This window comes from Sphingomonas sp. UYP23 (assembly GCF_054059235.1).
The window spans coordinates 211,813-236,744 of the sequence record NZ_JBSSBX010000002.1 but is presented as its reverse complement, the minus strand read 5'-3'; the positions used below and the strand labels follow the sequence as shown (position 1 = coordinate 236,744).

At 60.2% G+C, this 24,932-nt stretch carries 19 protein-coding genes; 11 read left to right on the top strand and 8 right to left on the bottom strand.

Going from position 1 to position 24,932, the window contains the following annotated elements:
* Nucleotides 1-334 precede the first annotated feature (334 nt).
* The 3 genes from ACVWYO_RS24095 (at nucleotide 335) to ACVWYO_RS24085 (ending at nucleotide 6,134) form a co-directional block, all read left to right on the top strand.
* Nucleotides 335-3,094, top strand: a complete 2,760-nt coding sequence (locus ACVWYO_RS24095) for a DEAD/DEAH box helicase (protein WP_457355524.1) — start codon at nucleotides 335-337, stop codon at nucleotides 3,092-3,094.
* Between the two features lie 542 nt (nucleotides 3,095-3,636).
* Nucleotides 3,637-4,766 (top strand): IS3 family transposase gene (locus ACVWYO_RS24090; protein ID WP_457349017.1). Its coding sequence is split into 2 segments (ribosomal slippage): nucleotides 3,637-3,898 and nucleotides 3,898-4,766, totalling 1,131 coding nucleotides; the frame shifts between segments, so codons are not numbered across the junction.
* A 501-nt stretch (nucleotides 4,767-5,267) separates the two neighbouring features.
* On the top strand, nucleotides 5,268-6,134 hold the full coding sequence (locus ACVWYO_RS24085) for an aldo/keto reductase family oxidoreductase (protein WP_457355522.1): 867 nt from the start codon (nucleotides 5,268-5,270) through the stop codon (nucleotides 6,132-6,134).
* 255 nt (nucleotides 6,135-6,389) lie between these two features.
* On the opposite strand, the gene ACVWYO_RS24080 is transcribed toward ACVWYO_RS24085, so the two are convergent.
* From ACVWYO_RS24080 to ACVWYO_RS24070, 3 genes are all read right to left on the bottom strand, one after another.
* On the bottom strand, nucleotides 6,390-6,806 hold the full coding sequence (locus tag ACVWYO_RS24080) for a mannitol dehydrogenase family protein (protein ID WP_457355595.1): 417 nt from the start codon (nucleotides 6,804-6,806) through the stop codon (nucleotides 6,390-6,392).
* Nucleotides 6,807-6,965: 159 nt separating this feature from the next.
* Entirely contained in the window at nucleotides 6,966-7,403 is a 438-nt protein-coding gene (locus ACVWYO_RS24075; protein ID WP_457355520.1) for a DoxX family protein, read from the bottom strand.
* A gap of 52 nt (nucleotides 7,404-7,455) precedes the next feature.
* Nucleotides 7,456-8,094 carry a TetR/AcrR family transcriptional regulator gene (locus ACVWYO_RS24070; protein WP_457355518.1) on the bottom strand — a complete coding sequence of 213 codons (639 nt, stop codon included), beginning with the start codon at nucleotides 8,092-8,094 and terminating at the stop codon, nucleotides 7,456-7,458.
* Nucleotides 8,095-8,228: 134 nt separating this feature from the next.
* Between ACVWYO_RS24070 and ACVWYO_RS24065 the strand changes: the two genes are divergently transcribed.
* The 6 genes from ACVWYO_RS24065 to ACVWYO_RS24040 are packed head-to-tail and all read left to right on the top strand — an operon-like array spanning nucleotide 8,229 to nucleotide 14,275.
* Nucleotides 8,229-8,528, top strand: a complete 300-nt coding sequence (locus ACVWYO_RS24065; RefSeq protein ID WP_457355516.1) for a Dabb family protein — start codon at nucleotides 8,229-8,231, stop codon at nucleotides 8,526-8,528.
* A gap of 7 nt (nucleotides 8,529-8,535) precedes the next feature.
* Nucleotides 8,536-10,068 carry an AMP-binding protein gene (locus tag ACVWYO_RS24060; protein ID WP_457355514.1) on the top strand — a complete coding sequence of 511 codons (1,533 nt, stop codon included), beginning with the start codon at nucleotides 8,536-8,538 and terminating at the stop codon, nucleotides 10,066-10,068.
* Between the two features lie 26 nt (nucleotides 10,069-10,094).
* Complete coding sequence (locus ACVWYO_RS24055; protein WP_457355512.1) at nucleotides 10,095-11,045, top strand: VOC family protein; 951 nt, start codon at nucleotides 10,095-10,097, stop codon at nucleotides 11,043-11,045.
* A 16-nt stretch (nucleotides 11,046-11,061) separates the two neighbouring features.
* On the top strand, nucleotides 11,062-11,889 hold the full coding sequence (locus tag ACVWYO_RS24050) for a fumarylacetoacetate hydrolase family protein (RefSeq protein WP_457355510.1): 828 nt from the start codon (nucleotides 11,062-11,064) through the stop codon (nucleotides 11,887-11,889).
* Nucleotides 11,886-12,506 carry an NADPH-dependent FMN reductase gene (locus ACVWYO_RS24045; RefSeq protein ID WP_457355508.1) on the top strand — a complete coding sequence of 207 codons (621 nt, stop codon included), beginning with the start codon at nucleotides 11,886-11,888 and terminating at the stop codon, nucleotides 12,504-12,506. Before ACVWYO_RS24050 ends, ACVWYO_RS24045 begins: the two co-directional genes overlap by 4 nt.
* Before the next feature lie 14 nt (nucleotides 12,507-12,520).
* On the top strand, nucleotides 12,521-14,275 hold the full coding sequence (locus ACVWYO_RS24040; RefSeq protein ID WP_457355506.1) for a CocE/NonD family hydrolase: 1,755 nt from the start codon (nucleotides 12,521-12,523) through the stop codon (nucleotides 14,273-14,275).
* Between the two features lie 796 nt (nucleotides 14,276-15,071).
* On the opposite strand, the gene ACVWYO_RS24035 is transcribed toward ACVWYO_RS24040, so the two are convergent.
* From ACVWYO_RS24035 to ACVWYO_RS24015, 5 genes are all read right to left on the bottom strand, one after another.
* Nucleotides 15,072-15,383 (bottom strand): hypothetical protein, encoded by a 312-nt coding sequence (locus ACVWYO_RS24035; RefSeq protein ID WP_457355504.1) that lies wholly within the window; start codon nucleotides 15,381-15,383, stop codon nucleotides 15,072-15,074.
* A 94-nt stretch (nucleotides 15,384-15,477) separates the two neighbouring features.
* On the bottom strand, nucleotides 15,478-16,296 hold the full coding sequence (locus ACVWYO_RS24030; RefSeq protein ID WP_457355502.1) for a FadR/GntR family transcriptional regulator: 819 nt from the start codon (nucleotides 16,294-16,296) through the stop codon (nucleotides 15,478-15,480).
* A 984-nt stretch (nucleotides 16,297-17,280) separates the two neighbouring features.
* Entirely contained in the window at nucleotides 17,281-19,446 is a 2,166-nt protein-coding gene (scpA, locus tag ACVWYO_RS24025; protein ID WP_457355500.1) for a methylmalonyl-CoA mutase, read from the bottom strand.
* Between the two features lie 153 nt (nucleotides 19,447-19,599).
* Nucleotides 19,600-21,201 carry a bifunctional 3-(3-hydroxy-phenyl)propionate/3-hydroxycinnamic acid hydroxylase MhpA gene (mhpA, locus tag ACVWYO_RS24020; protein ID WP_457355497.1) on the bottom strand — a complete coding sequence of 534 codons (1,602 nt, stop codon included), beginning with the start codon at nucleotides 21,199-21,201 and terminating at the stop codon, nucleotides 19,600-19,602.
* The gene (locus ACVWYO_RS24015) at nucleotides 21,198-21,734 is read right to left on the bottom strand and encodes a flavin reductase family protein (RefSeq protein WP_457355495.1); all 537 of its coding nucleotides are present in this window, start codon (nucleotides 21,732-21,734) and stop codon (nucleotides 21,198-21,200) included. The genes mhpA and ACVWYO_RS24015 overlap by 4 nt, the downstream gene beginning before the upstream one ends.
* A 191-nt stretch (nucleotides 21,735-21,925) precedes the next feature.
* Here ACVWYO_RS24015 and ACVWYO_RS24010 point away from each other — a divergent pair, with 191 nt between their 5' ends.
* Together ACVWYO_RS24010 and ACVWYO_RS24005 are read left to right on the top strand one after the other, a co-directional pair.
* Entirely contained in the window at nucleotides 21,926-22,270 is a 345-nt protein-coding gene (locus ACVWYO_RS24010; RefSeq protein ID WP_457355493.1) for a cupin domain-containing protein, read from the top strand.
* 201 nt (nucleotides 22,271-22,471) lie between these two features.
* Complete coding sequence (locus ACVWYO_RS24005) at nucleotides 22,472-24,886, top strand: TonB-dependent receptor (protein WP_457355491.1); 2,415 nt, start codon at nucleotides 22,472-22,474, stop codon at nucleotides 24,884-24,886.
* Nucleotides 24,887-24,932 lie beyond the last annotated feature (46 nt).

Sequence of the window (24,932 nt, the reverse complement as noted above, 5' to 3'; positions counted from 1 at the left end):
AACAATATTAGAGCGAACGTCCCCGACCGTCATGCCGCTTCCACCGGCATTGACGCAGTGGGCGGCAGCGATGCGGCCGTTGGCCGAGCGATCGGGAGGTCGGCAAGCAATCCCCTCGGCGGAAATCCTCTATGTCCTCCGGGCTCAGGCGGCCGTTGGAGGAATGCGGCTCTCAAAGAAGCGGACCCTCGCGTCTCTGGCGCCACCCGGAGGCCCGGTGCGCTTGATCGCCGAAGCCGTCGAGGTCGCCGTGGACGCAGGCGGCAAACCCGCCGGGACCGGGAAAAAGGTACAGGCCGCAGGATGGCACGGAACGCCTCACAGGTCGGAGCACATGACCGACGAGGATCTGCTCCTCGTCCGGCGCTTGCAGATGCGCGTAGGAGACTGTGATTTTGAGGGTTGCCTGACAGGTGTCGGTGGCGCTGACCTGTTCGACCGGCTCCTCGTGACCGGCCGCGCGCGATGGGCATCGGTGCATGGTCCAGCCCTCCATCGGCTGCTCCCGATAGAGGCTAAGCTTGGCTGGGCGGATGACGATCTCGGCAGGACCAGACTGGTGGTCGAAGGCATCTTGCCGCACTGCGCTGTGGTGCTGCTCAGTCCGCCGGTTTGCATCGACACCGTAACTGGTGCCGTCGCACCGCTCGACCTCAGCGTCTCACCCGCGATGGCCGAGCAATTGCTACGGCTGCCCCCGATTGACGCTGGCGCCGTGGCGGCGCTGGCGGAACGCTGGCACGAATTCGCTCCGCCCAGCGTACCCGCTCCCACAGTGCCGGAGGTTCGCGATCTCGGCATACTCACGCCGACACCGATTTTGTCGCTACGCATGGACCAGGTCGAGCTGGAGGATCACTATAACCGGCGCCATCGCTATGCGAGCAAGATGCGCGTCGCGTGCGCAGTCGCTCGGCTCGGTTTCGACTATGCCGGAACGATCATCGACGCCGCGACCGCCGAAGGCTCTCTGATGGTCCGAGGCGAGCAGGGGCTTGTCCGCTTCACTCGCGATCCTGAGGCCGAGTTTGCGGGGCTGGCGCGCTTGCTTCACACGGGCCTGATCCCGCTGGTCGAGTTCGATGATCTCGATCCCGCTCCTCGGCAGGATTGGGATTATGCGCCCGAATTGCCAGCGACAGCCCAAGACTTCACATCGTTCCTGCTCGACGACGCGGAGATGTTGCGAACCGAAGGCTGGCGTATCGAGGTTGCACCCGATTTCCCGCTTCGTATCGTTGCCGCCGAGCCGGACAGCCTTTCCGTCGATGTCGTCCCGTCGGGCATCGACTGGTTCGACATCGAACTCGGTGCGACAATCGACGGAGCACGGATCGATCTCGTGCCGGCGCTCCGCCGGTTGCTCACAACGATCGATGTGAACGATCTTGAAACGATCGAACAGGAAATGGCCGGTATGGACCGGCTGTTTCCGGTTGCTCTCGGTAATGGCAAAGTCGTGACGGTCGAGGCAGCTCGTGTGCTGCCATTGCTGCGTGCCTTGCTCATGCTCGCGGCTAACGATGGATCGGGGGCTTCGAAGGGGCGGCCGGGCTTCTCCCCGTTGGACCTTGGTTTGCTCGGCGAGATCGAGGCCACGACCCCAAACTTGCGGTGGGCTGGGGGTGACCAGCTGCGGCGCCTCGCACGGGAACTAACACAGCTTCGGCTTGCTGAGACGCAGCTTCCGGACGGTTTCGAGGCGACGCTATGGCCCTATCAGCAAACCGGGCTCGACTGGCTCGAGGCGCTCGCGCGCGCCGGGCTTGGCGGTCTGCTCGCCGACGATATGGGTCTCGGCAAGACCGTGCAAACGCTGGCGCACATCGCAGCGCAAAGAGCAGGCGGTTCACTCGAGAAGCCGGTCCTGATCGTGGCGCCAACATCGGTGTTGCCCAACTGGCAGGCTGAGATCGAGCGCTTTGCGCCGGTGCTTTCGTCGCTTCTCTCCCACGGTCCCGATCGCCATGATCACCATGAGACCATTGCTGGGCACGATATCGTGTTGACCAGCTATCCCCTGCTGGTGCGCGATGCCGCGATGTTCGCAAAAGAAAGCTTCGGTCTCGTTGTCTTCGACGAAGCGCATATGTTGAAGAACTCACAAACCGCGAGCCACGCAGCCGCCAAGGGGTTGATTGCCGACCGCAAGATCGCGCTCACGGGTACGCCAGTGGAGAACCGGCTGACGGATGCGTGGGCGCTGTTCGAACTGGTCGTGCCGGGGTTGCTCGGCAGCAAGCGCGATTTCGTGCGCGACTATCGCAATCCGATCGAGAAGCATGGCGACACGGCTGCCAAGGTGCGGCTGGCACGTAAGCTCAGGCCGTTCATGCTGCGACGGACAAAGGACGAGGTTGCTTCCGATTTACCGGCAAAGTCGGTCGTCCCGCTTTCCATCACGCTTGGCGCAGCGCAGATGGCATTGCATGAGAGCCAGCGTATCCTGATGCAGGAGCGCGTCCGCGAAGAGATCGCGCGCGTTGGGCTGATGCGGTCTCACATCATGGTGCTTACCGCGTTGACCCGATTGCGGCAGGTCTGCTGCGATCCCCGGCTGCTCCCGGGCCAGGAAACGAAGTCGCCCGGGTCCGCAAAGCTCGAACGCCTGCTCGACCTTGTCGATGAGATGATCGCCGAAGGGCGCCGGATAATTCTGTTCAGCCAGTTCACATCGATGCTTGATCTGATCAAGCCGGAACTCGACCGGCGTCAACACGAGTGGGTCGAGCTCACGGGTAAGACCAAGGACCGCAAGACGCCCGTCGCTCGCTTCCAGTCGGGGGAGGTGCCATTGATACTGGTCAGTCTCAAAGCGGGCGGTACCGGGCTCAACCTCACGGCGGCGGACACTGTCATTCTCTACGACCCGTGGTGGAACCCGGCCCTCGAGGCGCAGGCGATCGACCGCGCGCATCGCATCGGTCAGCAAAAGCCCGTCTTCGTCTACCGTATGATCGCGACCGGAACGATCGAGGAGAAAATTCTGGCGCTTCAGCAGCGAAAGTCGGCATTGGCAGAAGCGCTCTGGAGCGAAGACGCCGCGACACCAGCGCATCTAACTGAGGATGATATCGCATTCCTCCTGAGCTAGCCGCTGCAGTGTACATCCCTCGTACTCTGGGGAATGCCTCGTGTGATAAACGAAGTTTGGAATTTGCAAGAGCACTCTGAGGTCGAATTCTCGCGTAACGCCCTGCTTCGCTCGCCGTAGCAGGGGAGCGGCGTCCTCAAAGCAATAGGCCCCTATGCATTATGGGGACACAGATTTCGGTAGCCTTCCAGAAACCAGTTGCCATACGCTTTTCCTACGCAATCGGTTTATGAAAGGTCGAAAGCCGCATGTTTTCGTCGTTACTTTGCTACCTCCAAAACCGAACATTTCTGAAATTATCGCCGGTAAATTAGGTGCTTGCCGCCAACCGTGAATCCATGTCCGAATAATGTACGGGGGCCGATATGGCCGGCAAGGTGTTCGACGGAGGCGTGGATTTCAGCCCCGAGGATTTCGCGGGCCAGGTGCCCGGCATCGGCGACATGATCCTCAATCCAGAGGTGGTTCTAGGAATCTGAACAGCGGGGATAAGTGGATTGCCGATCTGAGAGCGGCCATGCTGGCCGCGAAGAGGAGGCAAGATGAGCAAGCGACCCCGCCGGAACCACAGCCCGGCATTCAAGGCCAAGGTGGCGCTGGCTGCCGTGGGAGGCGAGAAGACGCTGGCCGAACTGGCGCAGGAGTATGAGGTGCACCCGAACCTCATTAATCAGTGGCGGTCCAAGCTGCTGGAGGGGGCGTCAGACGTGTTCGGAGCGGTGCCGGCAGCGAGCGAACCAGCGGTCGATATAACGGTGCTGCACGCAAAGATTGGCGAGCTGACGCTGGCGAACGATTTTTTGGCCGGTGCGCTCGGGAAGGCCGGTCTGTTGCCGAGCGCAAAGCGATGATCGACCGTGACCATGAGCTGCCGCTGGCCCGTCAAGCGCAGCAGCTCAAGATCAGCCGCGGCAGCATCTACTATCTCCCGCGGCCTGTCTCGCCGGCCGACCTGTTGATCATGCGGCGGATCGATGAGCTTCATCTGCTCTATCCGTTCGCCGGCAGCCGGATGCTGCGCGATCTGCTCCGGCAGGAAGGCGTGGTCATCGGGCGACGGCATGTCGCGACGCTGATGAAGCGAATGGGGCTCGAGGCGATCTACCGCCGTCCGAACACGTCGAAACCGGCGACGGGGCACAAGATCTATCCGTACCTGCTGCGCAAGCTGGCAGTGATCCGGCCGAACCAGGTCTGGGCGACGGATATCACGTACATCCCAATGGCTCGCGGTTTCGTCTATCTGGTGGCTATCGTCGATTGGTTCACCCGACGGGTGCTGGCCTGGCGAGTGTCGATTTCGATGGATGTCGCGTTCTGCGTCGCTGCGTTGGAGGAAGCGCTCGCACGGTACGGCAAGCCTTCCATTTTCAATAGCGACCAAGGCTCGCAATTCACCAGTGTGGCCTTCACCGCCGTCCTGCACCGCGAAGAGATAGCAATAAGCATGGATGGCAAAGGGTGCTGGCGGGACAACGTGTTTGTTGAGCGCCTGTGGCGCTCGGTGAAATACGAAGAGGTGTACCTCAATGCCTACGCCTCGGTTCCCGAAGCCCGCGCCGGCATCGGTCGATATCTCGCATTTTATAACGGCGTCCGGCCACATTCAGCCCTTGGCGCCAGAACACCGGACCAGGTATACTTCGACCAGCCGCTTCTCGCAGCGGCATGATCAACCCGCGGTAGTCCACTTATCCAGACCGCGAGCCTGTTCAGACAAGCGGAGCCACCTCTATCCGGGCGTGCCGGTCGGGAAGAAGCGCGATGATCGCAGTCGGGAAATCTGGACCGTGGTCGGGCGCGTATTCAATTCGCGCGACACCACAGACTATGTATCTTTGATCGTGGAAAGCCGTGACGGCACCCTTGCCGATGATGCTTTCGCTTAGGCGCGAAGCACCACATCCGAAATTGGTGGGCCGTCATCGGGCCTCTCCGCCCTGATTGTAACCGCTGGTTTCATTCCGCACCTTTCCGGAGTGATGATCGTGGGATTATTGGCGATACGCAGCGCATAAAAGCGCATTGGTGCCACAGCGGCCGGGACTGCTCGCGTGGAAAATTCGTCTCGGAGACAGCGCGCTTCGCATGTCAGCCCTATATCGATTTGACGCAGCAACCGTATGCCGGCGGCATTCGGACGCAAACCGTAAAACAAATCGAGGAGATTGGCATGGTCGACATCACGAAAGCTGGGACATTCGCCCTTGGCGGTAAGATGGTCAAGCGCATGGGCTATGGCGCTATGCAGTTGGCCGGAAAGGGCGTGTTCGGACCGCCCAAGGACCGAGATGCAGCCATTGCCGTTCTGCGCACAGCCGTTGAGGCTGGTGTAAATCACATCGATACCAGCGATTTCTACGGTCCCCATGTCACGAACGAGATCATCCGCGAGGCGCTCCACCCCTATGCCGACGATCTGACCTTAGTTACCAAGATCGGTGCAAAACGCGGTGAAGATGGATCCTGGAACCCGGCCATGTCGGCCGATGATCTGACCCGTGCGGTGGAAGACAATCTTACCAATCTTGGTCTGGATGCTATCGATGTGGTGAACCTTCGCCTGATGGGCGGCGGTGCCGGACACGGGCCTGCCGAGGGATCGCTTGAGACGCCGCTACGTGTGGTAACGGACCTTCAGCAGCAGGGCCTCGTCCGGCATATCGGTTTGAGCAATGTGACCCCGACACAGGTTGAGGAAGGTCGCGGCATTTCCGAAATCGTCTGCGTGCAGAACCAGTATAATTTGGCGCACCGCGACGACGATGCGCTGATCAACGCATTGGCGAAAGATGGCATCGCCTACGTGCCGTTCTTTCCGCTCGGCGGGTTTTCTCCGCTGCAATCCGAGACCCTTTCGCAGGTGGCGGCGTCACTGGACGCTTCACCATTACAGGTTGCGCTGGCGTGGCTGCTACGCCGGTCACCAAACATCCTGCTGATCCCTGGCACATCTTCGGTCGAGCACCTGGGCGAAAACTTGGCGGCGGCCGAAATCGAGCTGCCGCACGAGGCGATGACCAAGCTGGACGGCATGTGATATTTGACACCCGGCGGCTGTATCCAAAATGTACGCGCTCGCTGGCGATGGGGTTACCTAGAGTGACCCCATCGCCAATATTAGATTCAGCAAGTCATGATACGAAGTTGGTGGAGCACGATAGCGCGTCCAAGCCGCGACCTCGGCTCATATCCATCAAGCTTCTGTTCGACCAAAGTCCGGCGTACCCCGCCCAAAGGGGTCTCTTACACTCGCTCGGGGTTTTTGATCCCCCCAAATTGTTAAACATATTTCTCAGGAAGATTCTGTAAACGCCCTAAGAGTTTCTGCTACACCTTGCTGGTATATACGATCGAGAGCATCGGCGAACGCCGTTTGGAATCGGGTATTGCCTATGACGTTGCCGTATATGCTTCGTTGGTCAAGCCACCGATTCGGCTCGAAACGGGCAGCGAGCGCGGCTTCGTTCAGCGCTCCCCACTGAGGATCATTGGGTACGATGTCGCTGCCATCATCGCGTGTTCCCGTGCAGTAACGGCACCACAAAGCCGACGCCAGCGCTAGGCCTTGAACGGGCAGACCCAGGTCAAGCGCGTCTTGTATCGTCGGCACAATGAACTTTGGCTGCCGATTTGCTCCATCGTAGCACAGCCTATCGATCGTATCGGCAATCTTGGGTGTGGATCGACGCCGAAAACGGGACCCCGGCAGGGCTCCGTCAAGTTATTAAATATGCGTCGAGGTTTTGCAAACCTAGGGTCCCGACCGGCGCCTATCGGGACTCCTTCATCACGTACTTTCCGAAGAAATACAGGTAGTTGCGTTGTTCAAGGCGGGGTCCCGTTTTCGGCGCCGGTCCACATGCCCGATTCATGTTCTCCTAATTGATTGCGGTACTGGGACAGTCCGATTCCGAGTCGACAGAACTGCAATCGCGAGCAGACCGCCGACCATGCCAATGTGCTCGGTGGCCGTGTAGAATGCGATCGTTCGAAACGGCTCGATCGGAATTGCCCAGAAGCGGTGCACGAGGAGGATAGTGAGACCCGTGAAGATGGCCAGAGCCCCCGCGCCCAACCAGGCTAGCCGGTTGGCAACGATAAGCAATGAGCCTCCAATCTGGACGACGATGGTCGCGATGTTGAAGGCGACCGCAGGCTCAAATCCAAAGTGGGTCATCTCCGCCATACCGCCGGAAAAGTTTATCAGCTTGTCAAAACCGCTACTCCAAAACGGGAAGGTCAGCGCTATTCGCGCGATCCAAGTCGCCGCGCGCCGTGACAGGAGCCTTGCGATCGAGAAGTTCATTGCCTGTCTCCGCTCGCCGATGGAATAAGTACTATAAAAGCCGCACTCTTCCTTAGCGCGAGGCGGCGTCGGTCTTGCGCTCGTTCGCGCAACGCACGCGCCGCGCCTCCGCAACACTCATTCCCAGAATTCTGAGCTGGTACTCCGCGGCCCGCGCCGAGACGTCACTACCTGCTCCGTCCAAACGGGCGATGACGCCAGCACGAAGGATGGCGAGGTGAGCGTCGATCACGAACTCGTCAAGCGGCTCGCTGAAGCGGCCCTGCTCGATCCCCAGGGCCACGTCGAGGCGCATGTAATGCGCGACGTCCTCTTTGAAGGCTTCGAACTCGGTAAAAGCGGATACCAGCAATCGCCCCCACACCGGCTCGGCTGCGGCCACTTCGATAAATTGCTGAGTTCCAAAAGCGACCCGCGCCGCGCCATCCTCCAGCAGAAGTCGAGCACTGCTCATGTCGTCATGCATTGCTCGCGTGACCGCTTGACAGACTGCTGCAACGATGTCCGCCTTATCCTGGAAATAAAGGTAAAAGGTCCCATTCGCCAGTTCGGCCTCGGCCGCAATCTCGCTTACGGACGTGGCGTTGATTCCGCGCTCGGACATGAGACGCAAAGCCGCGTCGGTCAGGCGCGCCCGGGTGCGCGCCCGCTTGGCATTGTTCGACGACGTTCTTTGAGATTGGGTCTGCATCGCTTGCCGTTACCTCAAGGGCCGCGCCAGCGCAAATTGTTGACGGACCTCTCATAATGAGATAGTCCTCACTTTCCGCATTGTCTTTGTCGACATGACGAGAATAGAAGCGAACAGCGCCAGGAGAGGATCTCATGTTCACGCATATCGTGATCTTCACGTGGCTGCACGGCGTTTCGGCCGAGCAGATAGCAACCTTTCGTAGAGACCTCGACCAATTGTCTCTCGACCTATCCGACATGGGAACGATCAGACACGGGGCTGACCTCGGCATCCGCGAAGGTCGCGGTGACTATGCGCTCGTCGGGACGTTCGCCGATCGCGTCGCGTGGGACGTTTATCAAGCCGATCCGCGCCACAAGGCCTTCGTTCGCGAAATAGTATCGCCGCTCCAGGCAGATCGGCTCAGCTTTCAGTTTCAATATGAGGAGTGATCCCACGATGAGCGAACTGCGGCCTTCGGCCAGCCAGCAAGCCAACGAAAACGTCTTTGCCTTGTTCGAGGCCGCAGCGGCCGCCCATGATGGCGGGGCGTTCCTCATCGTCGATGGCCAGACGATTTTGACGTATGGAGAAATGCTTGCCGAAACGGCGCGTGCCGCGGCATGGCTCGGTTCTCTGGGCGCAGGGCGCGGTGAGCGCGTCCTGGTTCAGACGCACAAGTCTCCCGCCGCGGTGATCCTCTATCTGGCGTGTTTGCGAGCGGGCGCCGTCTTTATTCCGCTCAACACCGCGTACCAGGAAAGTGAGCTCGAGTACTTCCTCGGCGACGCGGAGCCGGTCGTCCTGGTGGCAAGCCCGAAGGTAGCAGGCGCGACCGTCATCTTTGAAGGAGGGCGGGTGTTGCTGCCCGGCAGCCTTCAGGCGGCCCCGTGGGCTTCCTTCGATGATGGGTTTTCGACCGTCGCAGCGGCCGCGGGCGACCCTGCCGCGATTCTCTACACTTCCGGGACCACAGGACGGTCGAAAGGCGCGGTGCTGGCCCATGGGAACCTAGCATCGAACGTCATGGTCCTCAAGGATGCATGGCAATGGCGCGAAAACGACGTGCTTTTGCACGCACTGCCGATCTTTCACGCGCACGGACTTTTTGTAGCACTGCATTGCGCGATGCAAGGCGCCTCCCCTATCCTCTTTCACGAGCGTTTCGATGCGGCTGCGGTGATGCGTGATCTACCCTCGGCCACGGTCTTCATGGGCGTGCCGACCTTCTATATGCGACTGCTAGCGGAGCCGGCCTTCGATGGAGGCCTTTGCAGCCGAGTTCGCGTGTTCATCAGCGGATCCGCCCCGCTGCTCGACACGACTTTTGCGGAGTTCAAGCAGCGCACCGGTCAAGCCATCCTCGAGCGCTACGGCATGACCGAGGCCCTCATGATCACCTCCAATCCCTATGACGGCCCCCGGATCCCAGGCAGCGTTGGACATGCCTTGCCTGGCGTCTCGGTCCGCGTCGTCGTCGACGGCGGGGAATTGGCGGCGCCCGGAGAACCGGGCGTGCTTGAAATTAGCGGACCGAACCTATTCGCCGGCTACTGGCGTAATCCCGAAAAGACGGCTCAAGACCACACCGACGACGGCTTCTTCATCACAGGCGACGTCGCGACGCAGGACCAAAACGGTGTGATACAGATCGTCGGTAGGACGAAGGATCTTATCATTTCGGGAGGGTACAACGTTTACCCCAAGGAAATCGAATTGGCGATCGACGCGCTGGATGGCGTTGCGGAAAGCGCCGTGATTGGTGTTCCGCACCGCGACTTCGGCGAAGGCGTCGTCGCGATTGTCGCCCAGACGCCAGGGAAGGAGATCGAGCCGAAAGCGATCATCGGCGCGCTCGCGACCCAACTGGCGGCGTTCAAACGCCCGAAAACGGTGATCGTCGTGGATGAACTCCCGCGCAACGCGATGGGTAAGGTCCAAAAGGCTGAACTGCGCAACCGCTACAAAGACCTTTTCACGTCCGCGACGTGAATCATGGCGCGACCGGGAGATCAAGAATGAAATTGCCGAAACCAGTCTACAAACCCGCGTTCAACGTGACGCGCGCCAGCCATGTCGTTTCGCGCGTCAGTGACCTGGAAGCCAGTCGGGCCTTCTATTGCGACACCCTCGGCATGGTCGTCAGCGACGAGGATAGCTCGACCCTCTGGCTCCGCGGACTCGAAGAGGCATGTCACCACAGCGTCGTTCTGAAGAAGGGAGAAGTCGCCGCCGAGCGGATCGGTCTTCGCGTCCTAACCGAAGACGATCTCGATCTGCTGGAGTCGCACTTTGCCGCGTCCGGCTTTTTGACCGAATGGGTCGATGTCCCGTTTCAAGGTCGCACGCTGCATACTTTCGACCCGGCCGGCACTCCGTTGGAATTCTGCGCGACGATGGAAACACGCCCCCGATTGTTCGCAAATGCCGAACGCTACCGCGGCGCATGCGCGCTACGACTCGACCACTTCCAGATTACCACCCCCAAGGTGAGGGAGAGCCTCGAGTTTTACAACGGAATCGGCTTCCGCTTGTCCGAGTACGTCGTCGCCGGGGACAGCCTCGAAATGGTGTTTCTCCAGCGCAAAGGCAATCCGCACGACATCGTGTTTTCTAACCGGCCCGGCCCCAAGCTTCATCATTTCGCCATGCAGGTGCCCGAGACCCACTATCTGATGCATGTCTGCGACCTGCTCGTGGGACAGGATCGAGAGGGGCAGATAGAATTCGGCCCCGCCCGACACTTCAGCCCCGGCCTGGCGCGCTTCCTGTATCTTCGTGATCCGGACGGCCACCGGGTGGAGTTGTTTCCGAGCCACTACCATACGGTCGACATCGAAGACGAGCCACTCAGATGGGAGGTCCCCGGATTCAAGGTCGGGGGTTGGATCGAACCTCCCCAGCGGTGGTGGAACGACGCCACCGCATTCGCCGACGACGCGACCGCGTTCGCCGCCACGACTCGCTAAAAACCGGAGTTTCATCATGCGTATTGTGACGTTTCTGCACGATGGGAGCACTAAGTGTGGCGCGCTGATCGGGAATAAAATTCGCATCCATCCCAATGCGCCTTCCGCAATCGAGCTAGCGGTGAACCCAACTCGGTATCCTCAAGGCGAAGAAATCGGGCTATCGGACGTGATCCTCCAGATGCCGGTGCCGCGGCCGGGGAAGCTGATCTGCATCGGTTTGAATTATCGGGCGCATGCCGAGGAAGGCGGCAACGCGATTCCCGATTATCCAGCTGTGTTTCTGCGAGGCGCCACCTCGCTGATTGGTCCGAACGACTCCATCATTCTCCCCGATTGCTCCGACAAGCTCGATTTCGAAGCCGAACTCGCGGTCGTCATCGGCAAACGCGCAACAAGGATCAGCAATAACCCGCTCGACCATGTCGCAGGCTATTGCTGTTTCAACGATGGCACCATCCGCGACTATCAGCGCAAAACAAGCCAGTGGACGGTGGGCAAGAATTTCGATGAGACCGGGTCCTTTAGCGCGGAACTGGTAACGCCCGACGAGTTGCCAGCCGGTGCTGCGGGCCTCCGGATCGTCTCGCGTGTCAATGGTCTCACCATGCAGGATAGCAACACCGCCGACCTGATCTTCGACGTCGCGCAGCTCATCACGACGCTTTCGGAAGCGATGACCTTAGAGCCTGGCGACATCATAGCGACCGGCACACCCGCCGGCGTCGGATATGCCAAAACGCCGCCGGTTTTTCTTCGCGAGGGCGACCATCTTGAGATCGAGATCGAGCAGATCGGCATAGCCAGCAACCGGGTGGCGCGGCGCGACGTCGCTCGGTCATGACCTCCGACTCCATCTCGATCCGGCCAAGGCGACATCCGTCGCCGCAGCGCTTTCGCCTGCTCGGCATCTCGGGCAGCCTTCGGTCCGACGCCCATTCCACACGCGTGCTGGAAGCATTGGCCGCAGCATCAACCGAGCGCGCAGACTATGAGTTTGCTGACATTGGGGCGCTCCCGCATTTCAATCAAGATCTGTACGTCGAGCCGCTGCCTTCGGCAGTGGCGCGGCTGCGCGCCCAGATCGTAGCGTCCGACGGCATCGTCATCGTTTCGCCAGAATACAATCATGGAATCCCCGGCGTTCTGAAGAACGCGCTCGACTGGGCCTCCAGGCCGCACAACGGATCACCGTTGAAGGGAAAGCCGGTACTTGTGGTCACGGTGTCGCCAGCCTTCACCGGGGGGGTACGGGCGCAATATCAGATCCGGGAAACGGTGACGTCGGCGCTTGCCAAGCCGGTCGCCACGCCGGAGATCGTGATCGGCAACGTCGGCGCGAAGATCGTCGACGGTCGCTTCGACGATCCGCCGACGATCGAATTCGCGCTTTCCGGACTGGCCATCATGTTCGACGAGTTGGTCAAAGACCACCCGCAATTTAACATACTCTCACATTGAGAAAGGCCTCAATCATGCCCGAGCAACTCGAAACGTTCGTTCCAGCCTATCGCGACGACGAGAGCCGGCACGGCGTCTTTACTCAGTTTGAGCCGGGTACGCGCACGCTTCCCGTCGGCTTTCAGGTGAAGCCCGGCTTTATGCCGATCCCGGTCGAAATCGTCTTCGAAAAAGACGTCGCTGTGAGGCTCCGCGACGGCACGATCATCTACACTGACATCCTGCGGCCTGCCGGCGTCGAGAAAGTCCCGGTCATCGTGGCCTGGAGCCCGTATGGCAAGAGCCGGGGCAATGCTGCGCAATACATCCAGTTGTTCGGGCTACTCGGAATGGACATCGCGACGATGTCGGGCCTTATGAAATTCGAAGGTCCAGATCCGGCATTCTGGTGCGCGCATGGCTATGCGGTCTGCAATCCCGATCCTCGGGGAGCGTACAACTCCGAAGGTGACATCAGAGTATGGAGCCAGCAGGAAGGCGAGGACTATTCCGACCTGATCGAATGGCTCGGCGTCCAGGATTGGTGCAACGGCAAGGTCGGCACCACCGGGAATTCATATCTCGCCATCTCGCAATGGTTCGTCGCGGCCGAGCAACCTCCCCATCTGGCGGCGATCGCGCCGTGGGAAGGGATGAGCGACATCTATCGAGATCTGGTCGTCCGCGGCGGGATTCCCGATTTTCCTTTCCCTCGCACGCTTGAGACCTCACTCGTCGGCAACAATCTTCGAGAAGATCTCGTCGCCGAAGCCGAGCAGCACCCGCTAGTCGACGCGCTATGGGAGTCGAAGATACCGGCGTTCGAAAAGATTAAGGTCCCTGCGTCGATCGTCGCGAGCTACTCGAACTCCATTCATACCCCCGGTACGTTTCGCGGCTGGCGTAGCATTGCTTCGGCCGAAAAGTGGTTGCGCATTCATAACACAATGGAATGGCCGGACTATTACGAAGAGGCGAACCTCAAAGACCTGCTCCGCTTCTTTGATCACTATCTCAAGGGCTCCGACAACGGTTGGAGCGAAACTCCGCGGGTCCGATACGCAGTCATGGACCTTGAGGGAGGCGATCTCGTCAACCAGCCGGCCGGTGCCTTTCCGCCCGAGGATTTTACCGAGACCCAATTCTACCTGGATTCCAACTCCCACACGCTGAGCTCGGAGGCACCTGCGCGTGCCGCGACGGCGAGCTATGACGGTCGCGCCGACGACGGAAGCGCCTGCTTCAGCCTACGAGTCGACGCTCGGACCGAATTCGTCGGCTACCCCATGGCGCGTCTCTGGGTCGAGACGGATGATGGCGACGATATGGACCTGTTCGTGTTCGTTCAGAAGCTGAACGCGGAAGGTGAGTTGCTGGAACAGTTCACGGTGCCCGGCCGCGGACCACAGATACAGGCGGTGACCCAGGCCGGCGCTGCGATTCTGAAATACAAAGGATCGAATGGTCGTCTCCGCGTCTCGCTGCGACATCTCGATGACGGGAAATCGAGCGATAGCGTCCCGGCGCACAGCTTCGATCGGGTAGAGAAGGTCTGCCCTGGCCAAGTCGTGTGCATCGACATCGATCTCTTCCCCGTCGGTCTGATACTTTACCCGGGAGAGCAGCTTCGACTGACAATAAGCGGCCATCATATTTTAGGGGGGGTGATGCCTGGGACAGCCAACGTGCCGGCCGTAAACTATGGCCAGCACATCATCCACACCGGCGGGGAATATGCATCCTATCTGCAGCTGCCGGTGAAGGTGTGTGCCGCAAGCGGCTGCGGTTGACGTTTTGAGGCCTGCTGATCGCGGCACAGGTTAACCCCCGTTTCGACCTGATTAGATACGGAACATGCGGCGAATGGTCCGTATCTCCTCAGGTCAATGTAGAATATCAGTGGAAGAAAACGAACCCGGTCCTAAGAATCTGGCGCGGACAGTAACGCTCCACAGCGTCGCCGTACCGCGTGCGGCTGGCCGTGGTCGCACTCCGGCATCCATGCCCAACGCCATAGTCTCGTTCTGTTTAGAGGAAGTGAGCAGGTGTGTCCCACCACGCGATCACAGGCTCCGGGGGGGATGGATGACGAGAGGCTACCGGGATGGCGGCGGGCGATCAGACCCCGGTCATCGTGAAGGCGATCAATCCCGGAAAACGATCCGATCATGGCGCAAGACGCCGTGATTTCTTTGGGTCTCTCGCCAAGCAGAGCCGGGTTTGATCGGCGCGAGACTCAAACGTCACGATCGCTGCCGCCCGTTCTAGCGGGCGACGTGGCTTTGCTGCAAACGACGGAGTCCGCGCCAGGGTCGGCGACGGCGCGATCGCCTCTCGTGACCATCGTATCAGGCGCGGCGGGCCGCCGGAGCCGCACGAAGTGACGGAGTAACCTTGCGCGCCCGGCGGTGCTGAAACTCGCTGTGTTGAAGATCGGTGAGTGTCGCGGCGGGCTTCTTGAGAAGCTGCAAAACTGGGTCGTTGACAAGCCGCGCTCGTCACGCGGTCTGGCGAGCGGGTCCACTCGCTTCACGGAAACTGACGAAACGGTGGCGCTTTCGACAATAGACAACCGCCAGGTCGGCGTTAGAGACGTGGACCTGCAAAGATCAAGACGAGCAATACCGCCAAGGTAAAGCTCAAACAAAAAGCGTTTAGAATCTTGCTGGCTCGTGCCGATTTATGACAATAGCAGTACACTACGGTCGCATCGATGTCTTTGCTCCACGCAACATAGGCCACGCCAGTACCCGCGCATCCTGGGCAAGACTTCGCTCCGCTGCGCGCTGAGGTAATTTCTGGCTTCAGCGCCATTTTCGTATCGCCGAATACTCCATAGTCAACCGAAGCCGCATCGCGCGCGATATTTGCCACTACTGATAGTTTATTCCTGGTCATTGGTAGTCCTCTCAGATCATCTCCAGATGCACAGCTTTCTATGGAAGCCTTGCGCTAACATCTTACACCGACTTAGCATATGTAAGCAAAGTCTTCAGTCCTTTATTAGACGAACCATATTTGCAACGACTGCGATCAATCCAGGGCTCGATAGGTTTAGCGCGCTCATGTTCTTGTCTTTTTCAAAACGTGACCGCTGAGCCTGGAAATAACTGTTCATCGCCTGAAGCGCGGTCTGTGGGTCGCCCGACTCCAGGCCTTTGAGGATTGCGACGCGGTGAATCTGAAAATCCGTCGCTCGCGCACGCCAAAACCGAATTCCTCGCTCGCCCAAAGAATTGACCTGAACCTCGTTCAACAAGGCAAGCATGAACTCCTCAAGCGAGCGTAGAAGCGGCCTATGCGAAGCGGCGGAGACCGCGCGTTGGAAATCTAGGATAAGCGAAGTGATGTCTTCAACCTTCGTCACCTGATCGATCCGGTCGAACCGGGCGCACGCCTGAGCGATCGAATCGATGTCCTGAGTAGTCGCATTCACGGCAGCAGCTTCAATCGATTGGCGGCCAAGCAGCTGACGCACCTCGAGCACCTCCATGATCTCGACGCTCTCAAGCTGGACGAGCGTCTGCAGCGCGGATGCAAGCCCGTAGTTCCCCTGGCTGCGAACAAAGGTGCCGTTGCCATGAAAAACATCGACGAGTCCGAGCGTCTCCAGCGCGCGGATCGCTTCTCTCACCGTCGGCTGGCTGACGCCAAAACGGTCTGAAAGTTCCTTCTCACTTGGCAGACGCTCTCCGTGTGGAAGGCGACGTGTTACGATATCCTGACGCAGAGATTCGATGATCTCATCGACTAGCTTCACTTTACGCCGACGCGGCGCGCTAATCTCGGTCGACACGATGCTGGTCTGCAACGGGAAAGTCCCTATGTCACGTGGTCACTTGGCCACAGGTGTCGCAGCCTTGCTCACGCTTTGCAAGCGCTCGACAGGCGGAGCATCGTCATGCGGGCTTCCAAGGAGCCTTCCCAAGCCACGGAGCGGGTGGACCCGCTCACCTAACGTCTCGATTCGCCCGCGTTCAAACGCGCTTCCGGTCGCCATTTTTCTACGCCCACGCGAAGCAAAGCCTTCAGTTGTTCGTCACCAAAGTCCAGCCGCTCAAGTCGAGATATCGCGGCCGGGGTAATCGCCTCATACGCGCCTCGACGACACCGTCGAATCTCCCCTCGCGCTCGGCGATCCATTCTGGACGCGGGCGCTGTCGCCGAAAACTTTGGCGCCAGAAAATTGCCCACAGTGCTTTTTTCAAACCGGTGACCCTATAGATGCAAGGTCGACCCGGATCGAACGAGACGGAATACCCGAGGCGCGACAGATGCGCGAACCATTCGGCCTTGTGGTCCACAGAACGGTAGCATCGCGGACGGATCTCGCCGTTTTTCGCCGACCGTGCGCTTCGTCCCGGCCGCGCCTTCTGAGGCGATGTCAGCGGCCGGATAAACGAAGTCCTCGTTAAGTTCGCGTGCCTACTTAAGGTCTGACGAAACTGAGATACGTCACGACACGCATGGCTATGGCTATGGCTATGGCTACGCCAAAGAATCCAGCGTCCGGATCGGTGGCGTAAAGACGCCCCTAATAGCCAAATCGCATCCAAGCAATGCCGTCTCCGGTCAAGATGAAGTTGCTCGTTTCGCACGGACGAAGATGCAGACCTGGTTTCCCTCGTCGCACAAGGCGCCTTTGACTGGACCGTTAGCGGCGTTTCAACGGTTATTAGCACAAGAAACGGCAAAACCATGCGGCAACGACGCTTGGAGTCTTATCGAGTATCGCCTACGGGCCATGCATGAATTCCCATCGGTCTGACATTTACAACGGTTTGTAATCACGCTGTTAATCGAGCTCGACCGGCGGCATATTGTGCCCCAGCAGTCGTAAAACTTCGCCCGCCGCGCTTACCAGATTGGTGCCCGGCCCGAAAATCCCCTGCACGCCCGCGTCGCGCAGGAATTGATAATCCTGCGCCGGGATCACCCCGCCCGCGATCACCTTGATGTCGCTGCGACCGGCCTCGCGCAGATGCCCGATCAGCTCGGGGATCAGCGTCTTGTGCCCCGCTGCCAGCGACGAGGCACCGACCACGTCGACATCGCTCTCGATCGCCAGTTTGGCGGCCTCGGACGGCGTCTGGAACAGCGGCCCCGGCACGACTTCGAAACCGAGATCGCCGAATGCCGACGACACCAAATTCGCGCCGCGATCATGCCCGTCCTGCCCCATCTTGGCGACTAGCATGCGCGGGCGACGACCGTTGCGACGCTCGAGCGACGCCACGCCGTCCTTGAGACCCTGCCATTCGGCGTCGAATTCATAGGCACCGCCGTAAATGCCCGAAACCGGGGTGGGGACGGTGTCGTAGCGTCCGAACACATCCTCCATCGCGCTGGAAATTTCGCCGAGCGTCGCCCGCTGCCGCGCACATTCGACCGCGAGTTCGAGCACATTGGCGGTGCCGCGCGCGCCTTCGCGCAACGCATCGAGCGCCGCCGTGCATTTTGCCTGGTCGCGTCCGGCCTTGGACTTGGCGATCCGTGCGATCTGCGATTCGCGCACCGCGACATTGTCGACATCGAGAATGTCGATCGGGTCCTGCTCGGCGAGCTTGTACTTGTTGACGCCGACGATCGTGTCCTCGCCTTTGTCGACGCGCGCGGCGCGGGCGGCGGAGGCTTCCTCGATCATCGCCTTGGGCCAGCCGGCGGCGACCGCCTTGGCCATCCCGCCATCGGCCTCGACCCGCACGATGATCTCCCACGCCTTGTCGACCAGCTCGGCGGTCAAGCTCTCGATATAATAACTGCCGCCGAGCGGATCGACGACCTTGGTCATCCCAGTCTCTTCCTGCAGCACGATCTGCGTGTTGCGCGCGATCCGGGCGGAGAAATCGGTCGGCAGCGCGATCGCCTCGTCGAGCGCGTTGGTGTGGAGCGACTGCGTGCCCCCCAGCATCGCCGCCATCGCCTCGACCGTGGTGCGGATGACGTTGTTGTACGGATCCTGCTCGGTCAGCGACACGCCCGAAGTCTGGCAGTGCGTGCGCAGCATCTTGCTCCGCTCGTCCTTCGCACCGAGATCGGTCATCACGCGGTGCCACAGCACGCGCGCCGCGCGCAATTTAGCGATCTCCATGAAGAAGTTCATGCCGATCGCGAAGAAGAAGCTCACCCGCCCGGCGAACTTGTCGATATCGAGCCCGCTCGCCACGCCGTATTTCACATATTCGCGGCCATCGGCGATCGTGAACGCCAGCTCGTGAAGCTGCGTCGCACCGGCTTCCTGCATGTGATAGCCGCTGATCGAGATCGAATTGAACTTGGGCATTTCGCGCGACGTGTAGCCGAAGATATCCGAAATGATCCGCATGCTCGGCTCGGGCGGGTAGATATAGGTGTTGCGGACCATGAACTCCTTGAGGATGTCGTTCTGGATGGTCCCGTCGAGCTGGTCGCGCGGCACGCCCTGCTCTTCGCCCGCGACGATGAAGAAAGCGAGGATCGGGATCACCGCGCCGTTCATCGTCATCGAGACCGACATCTTGTCGAGCGGAATGCCGTCGAACAGGATCTTCATGTCGTCGATCGTGTCGATCGCCACGCCGGCCTTGCCGACGTCGCCGGTCACGCGCGGGTGGTCGCTATCGTACCCACGGTGCGTCGCGAGATCGAACGCGACCGACAGCCCTTTCTGTCCCGCCGCGAGGTTGCGGCGGTAGAAGGCGTTGGAGGCCTCGGCGGTCGAGAAGCCGGCATATTGCCGCACCGTCCACGGGCGCCCGGCATACATCGAGGCGCGCACGCCGCGCGTGAAGGGCGCGAAGCCCGGCAGGCCCGGATCGAGATCGGCGACGTCGTCCGCGGTATAGAGCGGCTTGACCGCGATTCCCTCGGGCGTCGGCCAGGTCAGATCACGCCCTTTGACCTCTTTCGCGGCAGCGGCCTGCCAGTCTCCAAATTTCGCCCCGGCTAGCAAGGTGTCTGTCTCCGGAAGAGTCGACGCCACCTCGTCGCCCCGGCTTCGTGGCTGATAAACTGAGCTCATCGGCCGGCGCAGCGATTGCGATGCGAGCCGATCTGGCGATCGTTTGGTCCGCAGCGTGACCGTTCACGGATCTCGCGGCGTCTCCGAGGAATGCTCCTCGTCGGCTTGTCAAGGTCAGCCACGATCGAAAACACCCAATATTTTTGCCGCCGAAGCAACGAGTCGGTGAACCTCTGCTGTCGAAGCCGATCCGAACACGTAGAAGTCGGGCCGGACCAGGACTGCATCGACGCCAAGCCGATCGAACCACCTCGAATAACTTTCATCGAGATCCACGGTCTCGCCGGACGGGCCAAGATTGGCGACAACGCCGCCAAACCGTTCGACCTGTTCGAGGATTTGCCGGTCCAGCTGAGATCCATCGCCGCTGCCGCGCCAGAGAAGCTGCCACCCCCCCCCCACGACGTCGTCGAAAAGCCCTTCACGACCATCGCGACGGACCCGTCCTTGGATGGAAAGATACCCGGCGTTCCGATCCGAAAAGATGTAGGCGTTCCCGTCGCCCAGGCGAGGCTCCGGCGGCGGCCTGAGTGCAAGCCGTCGATCCTTAAGTGCCGCCTTCATTCGCTCATCGCGCGCGGCCACCTCCGCGGGATCGAGCATACAAATAATTCGGCCCATTTCGACGGCTTGTTGGATGATCTCCTGCACATGGGTGCTGCGTTCGAGACCGTAGCTGCCGAGCAGATCCTCAGGCGCGGATTTCTTGAGGACTGCGATCAGCCGCCAAGCAAGCGCGATGGCGTCTCGCATGCCAGAGCAAAGGCCTTGGCCCAGAAATGGCGGCATCAGATGTGCAGCGTCTCCCGCCAGGAATACGCGTCCCCGGCCCCACTGGTTCGCCCAGGAGCCTCGGAAGGTGTAGACCGCGTGGCGCTCCAAAGTGGCATTGTGCGGGGTTATGTCCCACGGAGCAAGAAGGCTCCAAGCCATCTCGAGGGTGTTGAGCTCTTCGACAGTTTCGTCAGGCAGTCGCATGAATTCCCAACGCCTACGCCCCGGACCGCTATTCACCAGTGTGGTCGGCCGGGCGGGGTTGCAATGTTGCACGACGTATGGGTCCCATATGCGCTGATCGTGCGGCACCACGTCGACGACCAACCACTCGTAGGAAAACCCGAGGTCGGTCTGTTCGATGTCGAGCAACTCGCGGACCGTGCTGCGCGCGCCATCGGCGCCGATGACGAAACGAGCTTGAACCTCGGTCAGGACCTGCTCATGGTCCTTAGAAAACTTTAAGTGGACGTCGTCCGCACCCTGTTCCAACGCGGTCAGGTTGCAACCGCGCATGATCTGCACTTGGGGCAGGGCCTCGAGCTTGCGGACTATCATCTTCTCGAGATCGGGCTGAAAGAATCCGTTCGCTTGGGCCCAGCCCGAGGTACCGGGACGATTCCAATCGATCTGCAGCAGCGTTTCTCCCATAGCATTCAGAAACTTGTACGGCCGTTCGGGACCGATCACCGGGTCGATGAGTGGCTCGAACTTCTCTGACAATCCAGCGCCTTGAAGAATGCGGATCGCTTCGTGATCGATCGTGCAGGCGCGCGGCAAGGGATAGAAGTTCGGCCACCGCTCGAAGACGGAAACAGACAGACCTCGCCTGCCAAGCAACAACGCCGTTAGAAGACCGACCGGGCCGGCACCGACAATCGCTACATCACATTCCAAAACCCGTTGCTCCATTGTCTGCATTCGAGTCGCCTGTTCGCTCACCCAACATTCCGTCGCGTCACGGGAACCGGTTCTTTGTTCATGTCGCATATGCTCCGCGAAAAGGTACCGTATGCACCTTGGGAAAAGACCAGGGGCGGGTCGGGCAATTCCACATTCAGACCAAGAACCCGGCCGACCACGATAAAATGGTCTCCGGCCTCGTGAACCGCATGAAGTTGGCAATCGATCCATGCCACCACATCCGAGATAATCGGGACACCCCGTGGAGACAAACGATAGGAGACTTCATCAAACTTGTTTTTGCTTTTTGACGCAAAAGTCCGGCACATCGCCTGCTGCCGCTCCGACAGGACGTTGACGCAGAAGTCGCCCGCAGCTTCGATTTTCGGCCAGGTGGTCGATCTTCGATCTGGAAGAAATGCCACAAGCGGCGGATCGAGCGACACAGACGTGAACGAACCGACGACCATGCCGATGGGCTCGACGCCGAGAACGGCTGTGACCACGCAAACCCCGGTCGGGTAGTGCGACAGGACTCTCCGATATTCACCTGACTCGAGCGATTGCTGCACCGTCCACTCCCGATCGCCTTCTTGCCACCTTATCGCGCATTGCCTTTAAGCTAATCGCGAACGTCCCGATCTGGCTTGACTGACACGAGCTCCTACCTACTAAGTGACCATATGACCTTGTCAATGGAGCTTGTTTGTTTTCGACATCGGTTTGTGAAGGCTGCCCCAACAAGAGAGAAAGAGCACGTACAATGGAAATCACGCGATTGAACGCAGCGCCGCTGTATACACTGCCCGACCATGAGGACGTGGTTGCACGGCGTCTGCAAGGAGGTGAGGCGAGCACGCTCGACTTCGCGATGGTGGGACACTCGACCGTTCGCGCTGGGGGGATCGTCCCCATGGGCGCGGGTCCGATCGGAAAAGTCTATGTTCTCACGGGGGGCGCGCTCGTCGTCGTTCAAGCCGACGGTGTTCGGCATCAGCTTCATCGCGGCGACAGCGTCTACATTCTGCCAGGCGAGGCACGTGCGATAGCGAACGAGACCAACGCGCCCGCGACTATGATAGTGATAACGCCCGCCCCACCACAGTAGACTGCCCAAGAGGGAGCCGTAGTTAGACGTGGAGGCCCGATCGGATGCGGTTCGATGAGATCGCCAAGTTGTCGCCACTGCGGCCGCCTCGGTATTGACGCGCCTCTCATTATGACGTAGCTCTCAGTCTGCGCCAGTCGCCTGGTGACTATAAGAGCTTTGTGGCCCAACGAGGTCACGCTTATTCCTTGGAGGGGATGCATGTCACAGTTCCACACCCAGCTTGAACGCGGCGTTCGTTCTGACCGGTTCAGCGTGACGCGCTGGGCCGTCCGCGTTTCATCGTTGGCACTGGTCATCGGTGGATCAACGCCCTGCTTTGCGCAAGCCTCTCAAGGCGTCGCCGCAGGCGTTCAGGCGCAGCCTAGCCCTGCCGCCCCAGCGCCCTCGGCGCCGAGCGACGGCCAGCTCGCAGACATCGTCGTCACAGCCCGCCGAGTCGCGGAGCGCCTGCAGGACATTCCTGCGAGTGTCTCCGCCGTGACCGGCGACCAAGTGGCGCGGTTGAATTCGCTTGCCGATCTTCAGTCGATGGTCTCAGGCGTGACGTTTAAGACCTTTGGTCCGATCCCTACTGTTGGCATTCGTGGCTTCGGCAATCGTACGCTGGCCGGCGTCGGGACGAACTCGACGGTCGGCATCTTCCAGGACGGCGTCTTCATCGCACCACCATTGGTAACGATCGCCAGCCGGATCGACACGGCGCGTGTCGAAGTCGCGAAGGGTCCGCAGAGCACCCTCTATGGGCGCTCCTCCTTTACCGGTGCGATCAACATCGTCTCGACCGATCCATCGAAGATATTTTCTGGCTACATCGACGGGGGCTACGGTGGAAGCTCCGTCCATGGCGAGGCTTTGTGGCACGTTCGCGGAGCCGTCTCGATCCCGCTCACAGACACCTTGTCGGTTCGTTTTTTCGGGGATCGCGAAAAGCGTGACGGTTACACTTACGACTCGGTTACTGGAAACCGCGGCAACAGCTACGACCGAAAGATCGGTCGCGTGCGGTTGCTTTGGGAACCGAGCGAGGCCGTGACGGCCCGCCTGACCGGAACCATAATTCGCGACAATATTCCGATGGGCGTGGTCCATAGCGGGCGCACCCTGCCGCCGCTCGGACAAGGCGTCGTTTTCGGAGACCCTCGCCCTGGCTTCGCGCCGACGCTGGTCTTCGGCAACTCGGTCTGGGATTCGACCTACGTTCATCCGCAGCGCGGCTTCACCCGTGGCGAGCAGGGCACGCTAGATCTGCGCTTCCAAACGCCGATGGGCGAACTCGCTTCGCTTACGGACTATCAGCATAGCTATCAGGACATCCAGGTTTCTCTGGATCTCACGCGGGCGAGCATCGTAAATGGCGACACGCCGTTCGACGAGCATCGGTTCTCGCAAGAGCTTCGTCTGTCAAACAAGATCGGCCGGCTGAGCTACATCTTTGGCCTGTACTACCTGCACTCGATCGGAAAACAGTCCGGTGGCCAAACGATTGACCGCGCCCATCCGTTCGCGGCCTTCGGCCCCGGCTCGGCGCTGTACGACGGACTGGCCATACCCGGCGTCTCGATCAACGCACTGTACCAGCCCGTCTATCTGAGGACCGACGCGTTCGCTGCATTCGGCCAGGTCGGATACGATTTTACCGACAAACTGAACTTAACGGTTGGACTCCGACAGGGCCGCGACGAATTGTCCGGAACGGCCGGCAGCGCTTTCGGTACGACAGCTGGCTTCCTCATCACAACTGCCCCGATCACCCGCCGCAGCGCGGCGTTCGACGCGACGACTGGCAGTGCCAATCTGAGCTACAAGATCGATCGCGATGTCATCGCCTATGCGAGCTATTCGCGCGGCAACTCACCGGGCGGCCTGAATAGCGGAGCCTTCGCGCTCGTGAATTATGCGCCTCAGAACGTTGACGCGTACGAGATTGGCCTCAAGTCTCAGCTTCTGCATCGTCGTCTTCAACTGAACGTCGCATTGTTCAACAACCAATATAGCGCGCTGCAGCTGTCGCAGAACGTGCTGGTCAGTGGCGGCCTCACCACACGCGTGACCAACGCCGGAAATGCGCACGGGCGCGGCGTCGATCTCGACGCCGTCGCGGTGCTGTCCAGCGATTTGCGGCTGGGTGTGCAGTACACCTACGCGGACTCGAAGATCACCAGCTACACCGTACCGACTCCGCCTTCCCCGCAAGTCGATTTCACGGGCGTTCCGCTTGTGCGCTCGCCTAAGCATTCCTTAAACGCCTCGGCCACTTTCACCCATGAGATCGGTCCCGGAAAGTTCCTTTTTACGGGCGAAGAGAGCTACACCTCGAGCTATAACAACGATTATCAGGGCGTGCCGGCCGGAACGGCCTTTGCTGGCCGACCAGGCGTACCTGCCGGGGTGACCACCACCCAGGTCCTCGCATTGTATCGCACTCCGGGATACGCCGTTACCAATCTCAACGCGAGCTACACCTACAAGAATTGGGAACTGAGTGGCTACGTACGCAACCTGTTCAACCACCAGTACATCGCCGCGGTCCTCGGCTTCGACGCCACAAGCTATCCGCAGGAGGTACCCGGCGAACCGCGCACATTCGAAGTATCCGTAAAATATAGTTTCTGAATGGCACGTCGGGCGACGGAACCCGTCGCCCGACGCGATACGTTCG